Origin of the sequence: uncultured Empedobacter sp. (assembly GCF_937930195.1) — a bacterium.
GTDB classification, from domain to species: Bacteria; Bacteroidota; Bacteroidia; order Flavobacteriales; family Weeksellaceae; genus Empedobacter; species Empedobacter stercoris.
The window spans coordinates 1-19,329 of sequence record NZ_CALGVK010000069.1 but is presented as its reverse complement, the minus strand read 5'-3'; the positions used below and the strand labels follow the sequence as shown (position 1 = coordinate 19,329).

The following is a 19,329-nucleotide window of genomic DNA, read 5'->3' as shown; positions in this document are numbered from 1 at the left end:
ATGTATTATTGCAAACAGAAACGAAAGGGATTTATCGCCATTCATTTACAGCAAAATTTGAAGTATATGATACACAAACGAAATCGAAAGTAGTTGTTTTTGATGGGAAGAAAATTCAAGAACCTTTGTTTTCGCCAGATGCATCTAAAGTAGCTTTTGCTTTTGAAAATAATTTATACATTCAGGATCTTAAAACAAATAAAGTAACGCAAGTTACCACTGATGGTAAAAAGAATAACATTATCAATGGGATAAATGATTGGGTTTACGAAGAAGAGTTTGGTTTTGTAAGAAATTTTGATTGGAATGCAGATGGAACGTCTTTGGCCTATGTTCGTTTTGATGAATCGAAGGTAAAAGAGATTAATATTCCGATTTACCACAACAATCTTTATCCACAAGAGTTAAGATACAAATATCCAAAAGCAGGAGAGGACAACTCGGTTGTTTCGTTGCATGTTTTTGATACGAAGAATAACACTACATCAAATGTTGATTTAAAAGGAGTTCAGAATTATTATATTCCAAAAATTAAGTTTTCTAAAAAGGCGAATTTATTAACTGTTGTAACATCTAATCGTCATCAAAATAATGTTGATGTGTCGTTTTATGACATCACAACTAAAAAAGTAAATAAATTATTTACAGAAACGAATAAAGCGTGGATTGAGACAGATAACTTAACTGTAGAGTTTTTAGCGGATAATTCGTTCTTATGGACTTCTGAGCGCGATGGAAATAATCATATTTACCATTATGCCGATAACGGAAAGTTAATCAATCAAATTACAAAAGGCGAGTGGGAAGTAACGAATTATTATGGGTATAATCCGGCAAACAAAACGCTTTATTATCAATCAAATTCTAATAACGGGAAACGTATTTCGACAGAAAGACAAATTTCAGCTGTTAGTTTAGATGGTAAGAAAACAACGATGTTAACGAAGAATAATGGGACAAATTCGGCTGCTTTTAGTAAGAATTTTACGTATTTCATTAATACTTTTTCCTCTATCACTACGCCAAGAACAATTAGTTTAGTAGATTCTAAATCAGGCAAAGACTTAGGAGTTATCGTTGACAATACATCTGTAAAAGAAAAATTGAATGCAGATAATATCGGGACAAAAGAATTATTTGTTTTGAAAACTGCTGCAGGAAACGAATTGAACGCGTATGTGATAAAACCAAAAGACTTTGATGCAGACAAAAAATATCCTGTGTTGATGTATCAATATTCTGGTCCAGGTTCTCAGAATGTCAACAATTCGTACTTCAATTCAAACGATTATTGGCACATGATGTTGGCACAAGAAGGGTATATTGTTTTCTGTGTTGATGGACGTGGAACAGGTTATAAAGGAGAAGCATTCAAAAAACAAACGTATTTACAATTGGGTAAATATGAGGTAGAAGATCAGATTGCAGCAGCAAAAGAAATTGGGAAATTACCTTATGTTGATAATTCACGAATCGGAATTTGGGGTTGGTCTTACGGAGGATTTATGGCATCTAATGTTTTGTTTAAAGGAAATGATGTGTTCAAAGCGGCGATTGCAGTAGCACCTGTTACCAATTGGCGTTATTATGACACGGTTTATACGGAGCGTTTTATGCGTACACCACAAGAAAATGCATCTGGATATGATGACAATTCACCTATTAATTATGCAAATGATTTGAAAGGTAACTTCTTGTTGATTTCTGGATCTGCAGATGATAATGTACATGCACAAAACACATACGAATTATCGGAAGCGTTGGTACAAGCAAATAAAGATTTTGATATGGCAATCTATACCGATAAGGACCATGGAATTTATGGTGGAAATACACGTGTACAGCTTTACCGTAAGATGACAAATTTTATTAAAAAGAATTTATAACTTTCTAAAAATTTAACACAAGAAATATGAGTCAAGACAATAGTTTAGTTAAACATCTTCATAGTTTGGGGATGGACGATAAAATGGTAAATGGTCATCCTGCTGGATTATTTGTATTGTTCTTTACAGAAATGTGGGAACGATTCAGTTATTACGGAATGCGTGCATTGTTGACATTATTCTTAATCAGTACAATTGCAGATGGAGGTTGGGAATGGACAAATGCCGAAGCTATGAAATTATACGGAACCTATACAGGGTTGGTATATTTAACACCTTTATTAGGAGGAATCATTGCAGATAAATTTACAGGTTATAAAAAAGCAATTTTAATAGGTGCTTTGATTATGACATTAGGTCATTTATCAATGGCTTTTGAAGGAATAGCTCCTTGGTTTTTCTATTTGGGGTTAGGATTAATGATTCTGGGTAATGGGATGTTCAAGCCAAATATTTCTTCAATGGTTGGAAATTTATACCCTGATACAAGTGCTAAAAAAGATGCAGGTTATACAATTTTCTACATGGGTATTAACGCTGGTGCATTCTTAGGGATGTTATTGTGTGGATATATCGGTGAAAAAGTAGGCTGGCATTATGGTTTTGGATTAGCTGGAGTTTTTATGTTCTTTGGAATGTTACAGTTTTATTTTGGAGAAAAGATTTTTGGTATAATTGGAGAATCTCCGAAAGAAGTAAAAGCTTTTCATGACAAAAAAATTGCAAATCACGAAGAAGAGCCAGAAGTACAGACATCTGCTGCTGTGGTAAGAGATCGATTAATAGTTGTTGCTGTTTTAATGTTAGCAAGTATTGTATTCTTCTTAGCTTTTGAACAAGCGGGAGGGTCAATGTCTATTTTTGCGAAAGATTATACACAGCGTGTTTTAGAAGGAAATGCTGCAACAACTTTTAAATGGGTTGATGCTATTTTGACGGTTGTTCCGATAGCAATTGTAACACTTGTTTTATATGCGCTTGCAAAAAAGATTTATAAACAATACCCTCTAACCATTATTTTTACCGCAGTTTCATTTGTAATTATTTGGGGATTAGGTTTATGGAAAATTTTCAGAGAATTTAATTCTGTAGAAACAGAGGTTGCGGCTTCTTGGTTTCAAATCTTGAATTCCTTTTTTATTATTGCTTTAGCTTCATCATTTAGTAAGTTTTGGGAAAAAATGTGGAATCCTTCAGGACCAATTAAGTTTGCATTAGGATTATTCTTAGTTGGAGTAGGGTTTGCAGCTTTAGCTTATGGAGCAAGCGAAATACCTCAGGGAGCAAAAACAGCTTCTGTAAGTATGATTTGGTTAATTATTGCCTATTTCTTTCATACATCAGGAGAGTTATGTTTATCTCCAGTGGGATTGTCTTATGTATCAAAATTATCTCCAAAGAAATTCTTAGGCTTATTATTTGGTTTTTGGTTTTGTGCATCTGCAATTGCAAACTTTATTGGAGGTTTCTTAGGATCGTATATAGATCAGATTGTAGAAACACATTCAATGTCTTATTTCTTTATGATATTCGCAATTATCCCTGCGATTACTGCGATTATATTAATTGCATTAAATCCTGTTTTAAAACGAATGATGCACGGAATAAATTAATAATTTGACAAAAATCATTGAATAAGTAAAAAAAACCTCTGCTTTGTCAGAGGTTTTTTTTACTTTCGTTGATTGCTAATAAAATCTAAAGGATATATTAGTGCATAGTTAAAAAATCATGAGTCAAAAATTAACGTTGGATCAAATTCAAAACTTTGAGGGAAAATACCCAAAGCAGCTTTGGCATTTGTTTATGGTAGAAATGTGGGAGCGTTTTTGCTTTTACGGAATGAGAGGAGTTCTTGCCATTTTTATGGTAGATATGTTAGGACTTACAGATGCAGAATCGAATTTGAAATATGGCGCAATCCAAGCCTTTGTTTACGCGTTTACGTTTGTAGGAGGTATTTTTGCTGATAAAATTTTAGGTTTCAAAAAGTCTTTAGTTTTTGGAGGATTGGTTATGGTTGCAGGAAACTTATTAATTGCTGCAGACCCTCATCATTTCTTTTACTACGGGATTACACTGAGTATTATCGGAACAGGATTCTTCAAACCAAATATTTCTTCGATGGTTGGAGAACTTTATAAACCAGGCGATCCACGTCGTGATGCTGGTTTTGGATTATTTTATTCGGGAATTAACATTGGTGCCTTTTTAGGAGGTATTGTTTGTGTTTATTTAGGAAAACAAGTGAGCTGGAACTTAGCTTTCTTAGCTGCAGGTATTGTGATGATTATTGGGGTTGTGTTGTTCCTATTTATTAGAAATGAATTAGGACCAATTGGTGATTCACCTCTAATAAAAATGGATCCTAAAAAACGATTAATTCGCGAAATTGCAGTTTATGCAGGTGCAATAGCTTGTATTCCATTAATCTTTATTATGATTCATAATACGGCATATACAGATATGTTTATGTTTATTGTTGGACCATTAGCAATCATTTATTTTTTAATCCAATTATATAAAATTCCAGATTCTAAAGATAAAAGTAAGTTTATTGCAGCCTTTATTATGATTGCATTTTCTATTTTATTCTTTGCAATCTTCGAACAAGCAGGAGGTTCTTTAGCTTTGTTTGCGAATAAAAATTTACATTCTACTTTATTCTCAGTTCCATTAGATCCAAATATTGTAAATAACAGTGCAAACTCTTTATACGTAATCATTTTTGCACCTTTATTAGGATTAGTTTGGTTATGGATGGCTAAAAAGAAAATTGAACCAAATACAGTTGTAAAATTTGGTTTAGCGTTCTTAATGTTAGCAGGTGCATATTACATTTTCTATTCGTTAAGATTCTTTGCAGATGAAAACGGATTATCTTCATTAGAGATATTTGCTTTAGCGTATTTCGTTGTAACAATAGCAGAATTATGTCTTTCTCCAATTGGTTTATCGATGGTAACAAAGTTATCACCTAAGCATTTAGGAGGAATGATGATGGGGCTTTGGTTCTTAGCTTCTGCTTATGGACAATATTTGGCTGGTATTTTAGGAGCGGGAATGTCTTCTCCAAACGAAAATGCTTCATTAATGGATAAATTAATGGCTTATACAGATGGTTATCAACAATTAGCTTTATATTCATTAATAGCTGGTATTATTGTAATCGCTTTATCCCCATTAATTCGCAAATTAATGCAAGACGTAAAATAACTTTTAAGAAATACTTTTAACAAACAAACATGAGTTCAAAATCGGAAAATTTCTTTGATTCAAAAGTACTTGGGCATCCTTCGGGTTTGTTCGTGCTTTTCTTTACAGAGATGTGGGAGCGTTTTTCATTCTACGGAATGCGCGTTTTATTAATTCAGTTTTTAACAGCTGCAGTTATTGGTTTAAATCCAGGCTGGGAATGGTCTATTGAAAAGGCAACAGCTTTATACGGAACCTACGCAATGTTACTATACATTACGCCTATTTTTGGAGGTATTATTGCCGATAAATACATAGGTTATCGATGGGCAGTAGTTGTAGGGGCGATAATTATGACGTTAGGTCACGCTTTTATGGCCTTTGACACTCCATTATTTTTATACTTAGGATTAGGATGTTTGGTAATTGGAACAGGATTCTTTAAGCCAAACATGACATCAATATTATCAGAAATGTATAAAGATTTCCCAGAGAAAAAAGATGGTGCTTACACAATCTTCTATATGGGAGTTAACGCTGGTGCATTCTTCGGAATGATGTTATGTGGATTCTTAGCAGAAAAAGTTGGATGGCACTGGGGATTCGGATTAGCTGGAATCTTTATGTTATTAGGAACATTGCAATTCTGGTTGGCTAAACCATTATTTGGACATATAGGTGAAGTTCCATCAAAAACTGGAAATCAAATTACTGCTGACGATGAAACACCAAAATATGAGCCAGGTGAAAAACCAAATCCTTTTACTATTTTAGATCAAATCTTAATCGTTATAATGACGTTATTAGGTTTAGGATATGCGTTCAATGATCCCTTAAATGCAATTGGAGGAATTAATTTATTTGACTTTTCAATAGGAGGATTAGCAGGACAAAATGTAGTCATTTTAATTGCATTATTCATGTTCTTCTTTGTCGTGATTCGTCGTTTAGCGAATTACACAAAAGTTGTTCGCGACCGTATGATTGCGGTTATTATTTTCGCATTCTTCGTTATTTTCTTCTGGATGTCTTTCGAGCAAGGAGCTACATCGTTAGTTATTTTTGCACGTGATAATACAGAACGTAATTTAATTGGAGGAGCTGCAATGGCATTCAATATCTTCAATACGTTATTAACAGTTATTCCATTATTGTTTATCACGTATGTATTGTTTTTGTTAGCAAAACAAACATTCAAAAAAGCTGCCGCATCTAATGTCGTTTTAGCATTTACTTTCTTAGGAATTTGGGCTGCTGCTATTTGGATGTTAAACTACAACTGGTCTTCTCACTCTTACGATGTTTCGTACCAAGCAATCAAAACAGCAAAAGTAGATGATGCAGGAAAACCTGTTTTAGACGATAAAGGACAAGCAACTTTTAACTTAGAACCAGTAACGGCTTCTTATGTTGCAAAACCAACAGATGTCATTGTAGATGACGTGATTAATTTAGCTTCTCAAGATGCTTTGACACAAGGAACGGCGATTAACATTCACAAAGAAGGAGATAAATTTGTATTAGTTTCTCCAGAAAGTTTAGTAAAATTAGATGCTGAATATAAAAATCAAAATAAACCGTCTGAAATTGTACCTGCTAAAGTTGCAGAAATTAAGGATAGTCAAGTAGAGATTACCGTTTCTTGGTTTTCTACTTTAAACTCGTTCTTCATTATTGCTTTAGCATCCTTAGTTTCTCGTATTTGGGATTCTAAATATAACCCTTCAGCTTCAGTAAAATATGGTTTAGGATTAATCATTATGGCAATCGGATTCGGTTTCTTAGCTTTCGGTTCTTACGGAATCTCAGAAGGTGTTCGTGTTTCGATTATTTGGTTAGTATTGGCTTACTTGTTCCACACATTAGGTGAACTCTGTTTATCACCAGTTGGACTTTCGTATGTTTCGAAATTAGTACCAGCACGTATGATTGCATTTATGTTCGGAATGTGGTACCTTGCAATTGCAATTGGTAACAAATTGGCAGCTATTTTAGGAGGTCAAATCGAAAATATTACAAAAGAATACTCGTTATCAACTTTCTTCTTAATCTTTACAATTGTTCCAATTGTAGCAGGTTTAATCGTTATTGCATTAAATCCAATAATGAAGAAATTGATGCACGGAGTTAAATAATAAAGATTGAAATTATGAAATCAAGTTTAGTCATCGCAACGTTAATTTTATCGTCATTTCTTTTCGGACAAGAAATTAAATGGTTATCCTTAGAGGAAGCGTCAAAGGAAATCAAAGCACATCCAGAAAAACCTGTATTGATTAATTTCTATACTACTTGGTGTGGATTCTGTAAGCGTTTAGACAAAGAAACCTTTGCAAATGCTCAAGTTTCAGAATATGTAAACAACAATTATATTGCTGTAAAATTTGATGCAGAAACAAAAGATATGGTGAAATTCATGGGAATTCAATATACATATATTGCTCCTGCAAAAGCAAATTATTTGGCTTATGCGCTAACAAACGGACAATTGAGTTATCCTGCTACTGTATTGATGAATGGCAAAGGAGATATCAATAAAATTGTTTTAGGTTATCGTAGTTCATCTGATTTCATAACTGATATCAAAATTTAATTAAGAAATAACCTTGTGTAGAGGTTTTCCATAAAACAGAATCGAATTTATTTTCTAATTCTGAAACAACAGAAGGGTAGTTGCTGGCATCAGCAATTACCCTTTTTAATTGACTATTTTTTTCGAATGAATATGGGTTAGACTGATGAATCAACACATAAAAAGGAAGATCAGAAATATCGGAATGTTCTTCATCTAATAGGAGTTTAAATGATTTAGTTTCGATTGAATGTGGATGTTTGATAAAATATTGATGTCGAAAAGATGAATGATAAGAATAGAAATCTACTTGTTTAATTCGTTGATGAATTTTATAAGGTTTAATCGTAAAATTATACGTTTTTTCGTCTAAAGGTTTTTCGCTTAGAACAACTAAATAACGTTGATTTCGTATTCCAATTATACTATTCTTGTATTGATTAAAAACGATTAATTCATTCGACTTATTCAATTGATAAACGTGGTACAATCGTTCCATTTGAATCACCAATAAACAAGTCAAGCAAATGAATAAAGCAGTTGTCGATTTTTTGAGGAACAATGGTTTCAGAAAATATAAAATAACGCCAATCAACATTGCTGTGAATAGACTAATGTAGACTTCTTTTGCTATAAAATTAAAATCAGATAACCAATAAATGTATTGATTAATGATAGAAATAAATTGATTAAAAACCCACGTATAAGCTGGAATTTCGACCTTAATGATAATTAAAACAATACTAATTATTCCGCCACAAATCATAAAAAAAGAAGCAGGAATCAACACTAAGTTTCCAAATAAAAACAAGCCAGAAAACTGATTAAAATAGAAAACAGAAACAGGTAATGTACCCAATTGAGCAGATAAACTTGTTGATATCATAATCTTTATTTTCTTCAGAAAACTATTTTTCACTTTCCAAAAATGTTCGAAAATTGGATTAAGCCATACAATAAAAAAGACAGCCGAAAAGCTTAATTGAAAGCCAACATCAAACAAAAGATTAGGTTGAAACACCAAAATAATGAATGCAGAAAGCGAAAGGGTGTGGTAAATATTTTTAGGACGATTGAGTAATTCGCTGATATAATAAATAGAAATCATCAATGCAGAACGAAAAACAGGCGGTTGTAATTCAACATAAAATGCAAAGAGCCAAATACAAATCAAACTGATAATAATTCTAACTTTACAACCATATTTTAAACTTAATAAAGGTTGCAAAACGAATTGTAGGATCATGAAAATCATCATCACATGAAGTCCAGAAATTGATAAAATATGAACGACTCCAGTAGCAACATAACTTTGATTAAGTTCTTGAGAAAGTTCTGTTCTATCGCCCAAAAGCATCGAAGAAATAATAGCTCTACTTTCGAGCGAATAACCTTGTTTGGTTAATTGTTCTCTAATGATAACTTTCGATTTTGCAGACCAATTTCGAAAACCTGTTCCTTCTTTGTGAATAGAAATTATTTCGTTTGCAACTAATTGTGAATAAGTTCTTTTTCTATTTAAGAAACGTTTGTAATCAAATTGAAAAGGATTTAGAGGACCTTGAATTTCGGTTTCTTGACCATATACAATCACTTCATCATTTGGATATAATTTTGTTTGTTGAGATTTTAAATGAAGTAAAATTTGTTTGTTATTTTCAATGTCCTTAACAATATAATTTGTGTATTTTTCAGTTGAATTTGAATTGTAGTAGACTTTTAAGAGATGAGCTTTTGAGTCGGATTCAATGATATTTTTTGAATATTGATTATAATTCTGGTGAATATAATAGCCTAAAATAGGCGAAATGATTAAAAAAGGAATGATATTTTGACGATTCTGATTATTTAATAGGGAGATAAAAAGAAGAATAATCAGTAGAAAAAATATAATTCGTAAATTTGTAGCAGGAATTAATAATTCAGAAATAATTATTCCAATTGAGAAACAAATTGTTAGGATAAAGAATAGATATTTTTTCACCCCAATAATTTAAGACAATATTTATAAATAGTAGGTTTTAATCATTTGTAAATGAGTTGATTAAAAAAAATAGAGAAATGAAGAAAATTATTATACTAATTGTGTTATTTTTCACTCAAGTAGCTATGGCACAGATTGATGTGAAGTTAACAATTACAAATCTTAAAAAAACGAAGGGAAATCTGGCAATTGAGTTTTATAGAAATGTAGAAAATTATACAAAAGGTCAAAATGCATTCAAGAAATTATATATTCCTGTTGCTGACATTGATAAATATGAAACGGTTTTTAAAGATATCGAACCTACTTTTTATGCCGTAAAAGTGTATTTAGATACCAATAACAACAAGAAACTTGATAAGAGTTTTTTAGGGGTTCGTAAAGAACCTTATGGTTTTTCGAAGAATTTAGATCCTATTTTAAGGGAACCTACTTTTGAGGAAGCAAAAATAGAAATGACAGAAGAAAATAATACGATTTCAATAAAATTGAATAATAATAAAGGCGATGATTAACCTCGTCTTTATGGATTAAAATTTAATCGATAAGCCTAAATTCAATCCGAATAAAGAAGGATTTTTGGTATCTACATTTTTCAAAGGATTAATCATATACCTATAATTTGGTTCAAGATTTATACTCGATTTATTCGATAAATTATACTCCAATTTAACACCAGCATTTGCGCTATAACTTGTATTGTTCAAGTTATTTGCTTCACCCAACTTGTATCGAGATTTTGTGTTGGTATCTGCCAAAGAAATGGAGTTTTTTGTAAGAATATAATAACTTCCTCCCGCTGTTGCAAGAAGGTTAAACTTATCGAAACTTGCTAATTTGTATTCTGCTTCTACAGGAACTTCAATGTAATTAATTTTTTGTTCCATGTTATTTGTTTCAGAAGAAAGCATAGTCATCATTGTACTTTGAGAGGCATTATTGGCAACTACTCTAATATTAGTGTGCTAATTAATGTTATTAGATGATTTTGGAGCGTTTGCAGAAAGTGCAGAAATCCCAGTATTGATTCCAGAATTAACATTTGTTGTATGCTGTTGTAACTCCACTTTAGCAATACCAGAACGGATGTTTAAATTTTTATTTATTCGAACCGAAACTTTTGCACCATACGCAACTGTAATGCTGTTTTTGATGTTATAATCGTTAAATTCATTCGCTAAAATAGACTTTGAATCTAATATTATGGTTGGATTAACATAAGAAGAAATGGCCAGAATAGGCGCTTGAGGTTTGCTTTCTATTTTTTCCTCTTCTTTTTTCTTCTATTCTTCTTCAAGAACCAATTCTAATGGTTTTTCGTCTTGATTTTTTAGGATAGTATTTTGCTGAAAATTATTTCCTTTCTCACTAAAAGAGTTATTCTTTTGGTCTGATAGCTCGTTTTGGAAAGAATTATTTAGGGGAAATTTTTGTGTTTGATTTTCTTCTTTTTGATTTGTAGTAGAAAACAACGTTGACTTTTTATTTAATTCATCAAAATATGAATTTGGTTGTTTAGTCATATTATCATCTTGTGGAAGATTGTTTATTGTTGAAGTTACTGGATTTTTAAAAGAATTTTTCTCCTCTACATTTTCATTTTTATTTGAAAAGTTTTGATTAGAATTTATGTTAGTTTTTACAATTTCATTCGTTGGAAACGGATGATTTGTAGTCGCATCATTTTGATTAAAATAATAATACACCGAAATTCCAGCAACCAAACATGCTGCAGTAGAACTTATCCAATAAAAAATCGGAACAATACGTTTTTTCTTCTCTTTTTCATCCAATTTTTGTTGAATATTTTTCCACGCATCTGTCGGTGGTAATTGTGGTTGAGAGAGTTTATCTTTAATATGTTGATCTAATTTGTTCATTTGTTGACAGTTTTTAAAAGGTTGAGTTTTTGTTTTAATAAATTTCGCGCTCTTGATAAGTTTGATTTTGAAGTTCCTACCGAAATATTTAACATTTCTGCAATTTCTTGGTGTGTAAATTCTTCAAAAACATAGAGGTTAAAAACTTGCCTGTACTGAGGTGGAAGATTATGAACAACTTCTAATAATTGTTGATAATCAAAATTATCCTCAATATCTTCGTCGTCATCTTGTGTTATAATGAGTTTTTCATAGTCTTCAAATGGTAAAGTGTTTTTCTTTTTTAATTTCTCTAAATTGAGATTTACCATTATTCGTTTCATCCATCCTTCAAACGATCCTTCAAATTTGAATTGGTTAACCTTATTAAAGATATGAATAAATCCCTCTTGAAAAATATCTTGCGCATCTTCGTAACTTTCGGCATAGCGAAGACATATCGAGAACAAAACAGGTGAAAATTCAAGATAAATTTCTTCTTGTGCTTTTCTATTTTGTTCTTGACATTGCTTGATTAAATATTCAAGAGAGTCTTTATTCAAACTTATTGGACTTTATTTTTCTTTGATATCTAAAATGATTGAATCATAAATAGGTTTGTTTGATTCAATATTATTTCCTGTCCAGAATTTTAAGGTATATTGCCCAGCTTCTTTAGGAGTAAAATTTAACGTTTTTGTTTCTGAAGTAAGTTCTTGTACACATGAAGAACCGCTTGCTTGACTTGCATAAACTCCAATATGATGTTTAAATTTTGTATCTCCACTTAAAGAACTAAATTGAATAAAGTTCTGACAAGAATTTGCTTTTTGATAAGTTACATGAATGTTTGTTGTTTCTCCAACAGGCTTAATCGAGTCTTCGTGGACATAGATATCAGTTGTAGGTAAAAAACCATAATTTGTAAAATCTCCATCATCATCTAAACAGCTAAAAGTTGATAATCCTATAGCACTAACCAAAGCAAACATGCTTAATTTCTTCATTAATTTCATTGTATGAGTTTTTTAATTGTTATAAATGTAAGATTACAATTTTTTAAAATGGTTGCGTTTTAAATTTAATTTTAACACTATAAATTAAAAATCCTCTTGAGAATCAAGAGGATTGTTTTGTTAGAAAAGGTTGTAAACTTTTAAGTTAGGTCAATCCGAAACATTTTTAACAATAGACTGAATGACATCTATAGACTACAAGATTACAAAATCAATAAAAGGTTGCGTCAATCTTTTATTTTTCTCTTCATTTATTTTTTAAATCCTCTACGATTAAATTTGCTGTTCTTTCTGAAGCGCCAATTCCTCCAAGTTTATGGTACAATTCTTCGTAATCTTGAAGGATTTTATCTCGTTTTGGTGAATTTAATATTAGATTTAATTCTCGTTTAATATTTTCGTACGTTAAGTCATATTGTATTAATTCTTTTACGACTTCTTCATCCATAATTAAATTGACCAATGAAATAAAACGAATATTTTTCACTACACGTTTTCCGATCTCATACGAAATTGCATTTCCTTTGTAACAAACCACTTCTGGAACTTTTAACAAAGCTGTTTCTAATGTTGCTGTTCCCGATGTAACCAAGGCTGCATGTGAAATACGTAATAAATCGTAGGTTTTATTTTCAACAATTTTCAATTGATTTCCGACAATTTTTTTATAATTTTCTGATGGTTGAGAAGGAGCTCCTGCCACAACAAACTGATAATCTGGAAAATCTTTTTCTACAGAAAGCATCAAGGGTAATTTGACTTTAATCTCTTGTGTTCGACTACCTGGAAGCAAAGCTATAATTGGTCTTTCGTCTAAATTGTGCTCTTTTCGAAATCGTTGTTCATCAATTGCGGGAAGATGATTGAGCGAATCTAACAAAGGATTTCCTACAAAATCGACTTTATAATCATAACGTTGATAAAATTCTTCTTCGAACGGAAGAATGACAAACATTTTATCGACAACTTTTTTAATTTTATGAACTCGTCCCGTTTTCCAAGCCCATATTTGTGGCGAAATGTAATAGTAAACTTTAATTCCAAGTTTTTTTACAAACTCTGCAATTCTTAAATTAAAACCAGGATAGTCAACTAAAATTACCGCATCAGGTTTATAGGTTTCGATGTCTTTTTTGGCAACAGAAATATTTCCTAAAATCGTTTTCAAATTCATTACAACTTCAGCAAACCCCATAAACGCCAAATCTCTGTAATGTTTGACTAAAGTTCCGCCTTGCGCTTGCATCAAATCTCCTCCCCAAAACCTAAATTCGGCATGTGGATCTTTTAATTTTAATTCTTTCATTAAGTTCGATGCGTGTAAATCGCCCGAAGCTTCACCTGCAATGATATAGTATTTCAATGGAAATCATTTTTCTTCTTACAAAGATAGGAGAAATCTATAAGTGGAGTAGATTTCAATGTTTTTTATTGCGTAAATTTACTCTTTCAAAGAAAGAAAAATGTCAGACGAGATTATAAATAAAGTTGCCAATAGTAGCTTAGTCACAATTGATTTACAGGATTATTATCCTGATGGAGATCGTGTTGTTTTTGACTTGAAAGATTGGTTATATGAAGAATTGATTCTTAGAGAAAAAGATTTTAGAGAAAATCTGAAAAATCATGATTGGTCACAATATCAAGATAAATATGTTGCATTAACGTGTACAGCAGATGCAATTGTTCCGTCTTGGGCATATTTGTTGGTCGCAACATACTTGTCGGGAATAGTAAAACGCGTTGTTCACGGAAGTTTAGAAGATTTGGATACGATTTTGTACACAGAGATTGTCGATCATTTACCTTATGATGATTATATCGATGGAAAAATAATTGTAAAAGGATGTTCGCACAAACCCGTTCCAGATTCGGCTTATATTCAATTAATAGAACGTTTGCAACCTATTGTTAGTTCGTTAATGTTTGGTGAAGCATGCAGTACCGTTCCACTTTATAAAAAGAAGAAATAAAAAAAATCCGCTCATTGAGCGGATTTTTTACACAACAATAAATCGTAATTTATTGATTAGTTCTGAAAACTAATTTATTATCTCCTGGTTTTTCTTCGAAATAATCGATTAAAACCGCATCATTATCATTAATAGAACCTTTCAAAATTTCTTTTGATAATTCGTTTAATACATCTTGTTGAATGACTCTTTTTAGAGGTCTTGCTCCAAATTGAGGATCATATCCTTTTTTCGCTAAATATTCTACAGCTTCTGGTGTAATATCTAATGTGATGTCTCGTTGTGCTAATTTTTTAGCCACTCCATTCAAATAAATAGATACAATTCCAGAAATTTGGTTTTCACTTAGCGGACGGAATAATATGATTTCATCAATACGATTTAAAAACTCTGGTCTAAAATTTTGTTTTAACTCATCAAAAACAAGTTGTTTTGTTTCATCATAAATCTGTGGGACATTGTTTTCGTCAATATCAGCAAATTTGTCTAAAATTGTATGCGAACCAAAGTTAGAAGTCATGATGATAATTGTATTTTTAAAGTTGACCACACGACCTTTGTTATCTGTCAAACGTCCATCATCTAAAACTTGTAACAAAATATTGAAAACATCTGGATGCGCTTTCTCAATCTCATCTAACAAAATAACCGAGTAAGGACGACGACGAACCGCTTCTGTTAATTGTCCACCTTCATCATAACCTACATAGCCCGGAGGTGCCCCAACTAAACGAGAAACCGCATGGCGTTCTTGATACTCAGACATGTCGATACGCGTCATTGCATTTTCATCGTCAAACAAGAATTCGGCTAAAGCTTTTGCTAACTCCGTTTTACCAACCCCGGTAGATCCTAAGAATAAGAACGAACCGATTGGTTTTCCTTCGTCGCTAAGACCTGCACGAGAACGGCGAATGGCATCAGAAACAGCTGTAATAGCTTCTTCTTGCCCTAAAACACGTTTGTGTAATTGGCTTTCTAAATTCAATAATTTTTCACGATCAGATTGCATCATTTTTTGAGCAGGAACACCTGTCCATTTCGAAACAACTTCTGCGATATCATCTGCATCAACAAATTCTTTCACCAATTTGTTGTGTTTGTTTTCTTCTAAATTTTTCTCAGCTTCTTCTAAATCTTTTTTGGCATTGACTAAATCTTCAAATTCTAATTTAGATGCTTTTGCATAATCGTATTCACGTTTTGCACGTTCGATATCAAATTTGATATTTTCGATATGTTTTCTCAAATCCTGAACTTCATCAGCACGTGTTCTTTCTGCTTCCCATTTCGAGTTCAATTGATTTCTTTCATCTTGAAGATTTGATAATTCTTCTTTCAAAAGATTCAATTTTTTCTCATCATTTTCACGTTTTATCGCTTCAATTTCAATTTCTAATTGAATAATTCTTCGGTCTAATTTATCTAAATCTTCTGGTTTAGAATTCATTTCCATACGTAATTTAGAAGCTGCTTCATCCATCAAATCAATCGCTTTATCTGGTAAAAAACGATCTGTGATATAACGTGTTGATAATTTTACAGCCGCAATAATAGCTTCATCTTTGATGCCTATTTTATGATGTTGTTCGTATTTATCTTTAATACCACGCAAGATCGAAATTGCAGATTCTTCATCAGGCTCTTCTACCATTACTTTCTGAAAACGACGCTCTAAAGCTTTGTCTTTTTCAAAGTATTTCTGATATTCATTCAACGTTGTAGCTCCTATTGAACGTAATTCACCACGAGCCAAAGCTGGTTTCAGAATATTAGCTGCATCCATAGCACCTTCTCCACCACCACCTGCACCAACAAGTGTATGAATTTCATCGATGAATAAAATAATTTCACCATTTGAAGAAGTAACTTCTTTTACAACAGCTTTTAATCGCTCTTCAAATTCTCCTTTGTATTTTGCTCCCGCAACTAAAGCACCCATATCCAATGAAAAAATTTGTTTGTTCAAAAGATTTTCGGGTACATCACCATCAATAATTCGATGAGCCAAACCTTCTGCTATAGCGGTTTTACCTACACCTGGTTCACCAATTAGAATTGGGTTGTTTTTTGTTCGACGAGATAGAATTTGTAAAACACGACGAATTTCTTCATCACGACCAATTACAGGATCTAATTTCCCTTCTTTTGCTAAATCTGTTAAATTTTTAGCGTATTTGTTTAATGAATTATATGTTCCTTCCGCGTTTTCAGAAGTTACTCTTTCTCCGTTTCTCAATTCTGTTACTAATTTTTTTGTGTTGTCGAATGTTACACCTCTATTTTTTAATAACTGACTAACAGGTGATACATTCTTGATTATACCTAATAATAAATGCTCTAAGGTGATAAAATCATCGTTCATCTCTTTTGCAATTTCTTGTGCAGATTGCAAAATTTGGTTAGATGAATTTGAAAGATGATTTCCTTGTTGACCTTCAATTTTTGGATATTTATTGATTTCTAAATCCAGCTCAGGTTTCAACATATCCATTTTTACACCTTGTTTTTCTAAGATTAATGATAATACGTTTTCATCAACATCAATCATTCCTCCTAAAATATGAGCAGGTTCTATCGCTTGATTTTTATGTGAAACTGCGATTTGTTGCGCGGCCTGTATTGCTTCTCGACCCTTTATTGTAAATTGATTAAAATCCATTGACCCTTAGTTTTTTATATTCGTTTTGTATGGTTTTATTCCATCAAAAAAAATTCCAAAGTAGATAAGATGTTAAAAAACTGACTTTTTGACCTTATTGAATAAAAAAAAGAGACATTTTGACAATGTCTCCTTTAGGATTTTGGTTAATACTGACTTTAAAACAAACCTTCTACAGATAAATAACGTTCGCCTGTATCATAGTTTATCGTTATAATTTTAGCTTCATTTCCTATTATATCCAATTTTTTAGAAACAGCAGCAAGAGATGCACCTGTTGAAATTCCAACAAATAAACCTTCTTCTTTAGCAACTTTTTTGGTGAATTCAAAAGCTTCTTCTTTTGTAATTTGAATTGATTGATCAACAATAGTTAAATCTAAATTTTTCGGTAGAAATCCAGCTCCAATTCCTTGAAGAGCATGTGGACCAGGATTTCCTCCTGAAATCACAGGTGAATCTGTTGGTTCTACAGCAAAAACTTTAGTTGAAGAATTCGCTTCTTTTAATGCTTTTCCAATACCAGAAAGATGTCCTCCCGTACCAACACCTGTAATTAAATAATCAATTCCTTGAGGAAAATCTGCAAGAATTTCTTTGGCTGTTGTAGTATAATGAATAGTTGGATTTGAATTATTTTCAAATTGTTGTGGAACCCAAGCTCCTTCTATGTTTTCAGCTAATTCTTGTGCTTTTGCGATTGCACCTTTCATTCCTAATTCTTTTGGAGTCAAAACAAATTCAGCTCCATAAGCTTCCATTATTTTTCGGCGTTCAATCGACATTGATTCTGGCATTGTAATAATCATTTTATAGCCTTTTACTGCAGCTACAAAAGACAATCCAATACCAGTATTACCTGAAGTAGGTTCGATAATTGTTCCTCCAGGTTGTAAAATACCTGCTTTTTCAGCATCTTCAATCATTGCCAAAGCTATACGATCTTTGATTGATCCTCCTGGATTTTGTTTCTCAATTTTTATGTATACATGATGATTTGGAAATAATTTATTCAATTTGATTATTGGTGTATTTCCAATGGTTTCTAAGATATTATTATAAATCATTTTGATAGATTTTTAGATGATATAATCGTGATGTTGTTCAATTTTTTGCTTCTTTATTTGTGGTTTATTTTCTTGATAAACAATCGAATTATCTTCGATACTTTCTGTAATCCAAACATTACCTCCAATTATAGAGTTTTCACCTATTACAGTTGTTCCACCTAAAATAGTAGCTCCAGCATAGATGGTTACATTATTTTCGATGGTTGGATGACGTTTTTTATCCGCTAAATTCTTCGAGACATAAAATGCTCCTAAAGTTACACCTTGATAAATTTTGACATCATCCCCAATAATAGTTGTTTCTCCAATTACTATTCCAGTACCATGATCTATATAAAAGTTTTTTCCAATTGTGGCACCAGGATGAATATCAATTCCAGTTTTAGAATGTGCGTATTCTGAGAAAAAACGTGGTAAAATTGGAGTGTCCAATTTGAATAAAATATTAGCTAAACGATGGATAGCGATTGCAAAAAAACCAGGATAGGCTAAAATAATTTCTATTTCGGATTTTGAAGCAGGGTCATTCGCATAAAAAATGTAAATAAGATTTTCTAATTCTTGTCGTAGTTGCGTAAATTGTTCAAAGAAATAAAGACTAATTTTATTTGATTTTTCTTCTGGAACAATTTTTAGCAAAATAGTATTGAATTGATTTAACAAATCTTCTTTTCTGTAAGTTGAATTTGGTTGCTGAAAAATTTCATCGTAAATGATAGATTCAATTATTGGTTCTAAATCCACTTTTTTGAATGGTAAACTATACTTTGAAAAATGATTCATTTTAATTTATCTATAAACTCTATAAAAATAGTAGACAAATGTATTCATTTTTTTTACATTTTTTTATAAAAACTAGCTGAAAAACTCTTTTTAAGGCAAATACTAATCTTCTCCAGTAGTATAATGTAAGCATAATCGTAAACTGCTTTGACTTAAATAAATAAAACAATATACTATTTATTTAAAAGTAAGTGCCTGTTTAATTAACTGAATATCAACAATTAACACATAGAAATCTATTTGGTTACAATTATTTTAATAAAAAATAATATCCAGTGTTTTGTTTACACCAAAAAAGAGTTACTTTAGTGAAATAAATTTTAAAGGAT

Annotated in this window: 16 protein-coding genes; 7 read left to right on the top strand and 9 right to left on the bottom strand. The window is 31.6% G+C overall.

Features of this window, described 5'->3' with window-relative positions; genetic code table 11:
• From Q0616_RS04270 to Q0616_RS04250, 5 genes are all read left to right on the top strand, one after another.
• Positions 1-1,886, top strand: a 1,886-nt coding sequence (locus Q0616_RS04270) for a S9 family peptidase (protein ID WP_298775382.1), incomplete at its 5' end; no start/stop codon positions are given.
• 26 nt (positions 1,887-1,912) lie between these two features.
• Positions 1,913-3,499, top strand: coding sequence for a peptide MFS transporter (locus tag Q0616_RS04265; protein WP_171622754.1), 1,587 nt, complete (start codon positions 1,913-1,915; stop codon positions 3,497-3,499).
• A 118-nt stretch (positions 3,500-3,617) separates the two neighbouring features.
• Positions 3,618-5,102 carry a peptide MFS transporter gene (locus tag Q0616_RS04260; RefSeq protein WP_225541939.1) on the top strand — a complete coding sequence of 495 codons (1,485 nt, stop codon included), beginning with the start codon at positions 3,618-3,620 and terminating at the stop codon, positions 5,100-5,102.
• Between the two features lie 29 nt (positions 5,103-5,131).
• Positions 5,132-7,216 (top strand): peptide MFS transporter, encoded by a 2,085-nt coding sequence (locus Q0616_RS04255; protein ID WP_225541940.1) that lies wholly within the window; start codon positions 5,132-5,134, stop codon positions 7,214-7,216.
• Between the two features lie 14 nt (positions 7,217-7,230).
• Positions 7,231-7,674 carry a thioredoxin family protein gene (locus Q0616_RS04250; RefSeq protein WP_171622751.1) on the top strand — a complete coding sequence of 148 codons (444 nt, stop codon included), beginning with the start codon at positions 7,231-7,233 and terminating at the stop codon, positions 7,672-7,674.
• Here the strand turns inward: Q0616_RS04250 and Q0616_RS04245 are convergent.
• Positions 7,664-9,637 (bottom strand): ComEC/Rec2 family competence protein, encoded by a 1,974-nt coding sequence (locus tag Q0616_RS04245; RefSeq protein WP_298775375.1) that lies wholly within the window; start codon positions 9,635-9,637, stop codon positions 7,664-7,666. The two genes, Q0616_RS04250 and Q0616_RS04245, sit on opposite strands and share 11 nt — an antisense overlap.
• A gap of 77 nt (positions 9,638-9,714) precedes the next feature.
• Between Q0616_RS04245 and Q0616_RS04240 the strand changes: the two genes are divergently transcribed.
• Positions 9,715-10,152, top strand: coding sequence for a DUF2141 domain-containing protein (locus Q0616_RS04240; RefSeq protein WP_260541436.1), 438 nt, complete (start codon positions 9,715-9,717; stop codon positions 10,150-10,152).
• A gap of 15 nt (positions 10,153-10,167) precedes the next feature.
• Here Q0616_RS04240 and Q0616_RS04235 read toward each other — a convergent pair whose 3' ends face one another.
• The 5 genes from Q0616_RS04235 to lpxB all read right to left on the bottom strand — a co-directional run bounded on the left by Q0616_RS04235 (position 10,168) and on the right by lpxB (position 13,875).
• Positions 10,168-10,548, bottom strand: a complete 381-nt coding sequence (locus tag Q0616_RS04235) for an outer membrane beta-barrel protein (RefSeq protein ID WP_298775385.1) — start codon at positions 10,546-10,548, stop codon at positions 10,168-10,170.
• Positions 10,549-10,920: 372 nt separating this feature from the next.
• A complete protein-coding gene (locus tag Q0616_RS04230; RefSeq protein WP_298775370.1) occupies positions 10,921-11,517 on the bottom strand; it encodes a hypothetical protein in 597 nt (198 codons plus the stop codon).
• Positions 11,514-12,059, bottom strand: coding sequence for a sigma-70 family RNA polymerase sigma factor (locus Q0616_RS04225; protein ID WP_225539119.1), 546 nt, complete (start codon positions 12,057-12,059; stop codon positions 11,514-11,516). Before Q0616_RS04225 ends, Q0616_RS04230 begins: the two co-directional genes overlap by 4 nt.
• Positions 12,060-12,071: 12 nt before the next feature.
• Complete coding sequence (locus tag Q0616_RS04220) at positions 12,072-12,512, bottom strand: hypothetical protein (RefSeq protein WP_225541945.1); 441 nt, start codon at positions 12,510-12,512, stop codon at positions 12,072-12,074.
• A gap of 247 nt (positions 12,513-12,759) precedes the next feature.
• Complete coding sequence (gene lpxB / locus Q0616_RS04215) at positions 12,760-13,875, bottom strand: lipid-A-disaccharide synthase (protein ID WP_171622746.1); 1,116 nt, start codon at positions 13,873-13,875, stop codon at positions 12,760-12,762.
• A gap of 100 nt (positions 13,876-13,975) precedes the next feature.
• On the opposite strand from lpxB, the gene Q0616_RS04210 reads away from it, so the two are divergent.
• Entirely contained in the window at positions 13,976-14,485 is a 510-nt protein-coding gene (locus Q0616_RS04210; RefSeq protein WP_188319520.1) for a DUF2480 family protein, read from the top strand.
• 49 nt (positions 14,486-14,534) lie between these two features.
• On the opposite strand, the gene clpB is transcribed toward Q0616_RS04210, so the two are convergent.
• From clpB to epsC, 3 genes are all read right to left on the bottom strand, one after another.
• The gene (gene clpB / locus Q0616_RS04205; protein ID WP_298775363.1) at positions 14,535-17,147 is read right to left on the bottom strand and encodes an ATP-dependent chaperone ClpB; all 2,613 of its coding nucleotides are present in this window, start codon (positions 17,145-17,147) and stop codon (positions 14,535-14,537) included.
• Positions 17,148-17,305: 158 nt separating this feature from the next.
• On the bottom strand, positions 17,306-18,214 hold the full coding sequence (gene cysK, locus Q0616_RS04200; RefSeq protein ID WP_225541948.1) for a cysteine synthase A: 909 nt from the start codon (positions 18,212-18,214) through the stop codon (positions 17,306-17,308).
• Positions 18,215-18,226: 12 nt separating this feature from the next.
• Entirely contained in the window at positions 18,227-19,000 is a 774-nt protein-coding gene (gene epsC, locus Q0616_RS04195) for a serine O-acetyltransferase EpsC (protein ID WP_298775357.1), read from the bottom strand.
• Positions 19,001-19,329: the final 329 nt, after the last annotated feature.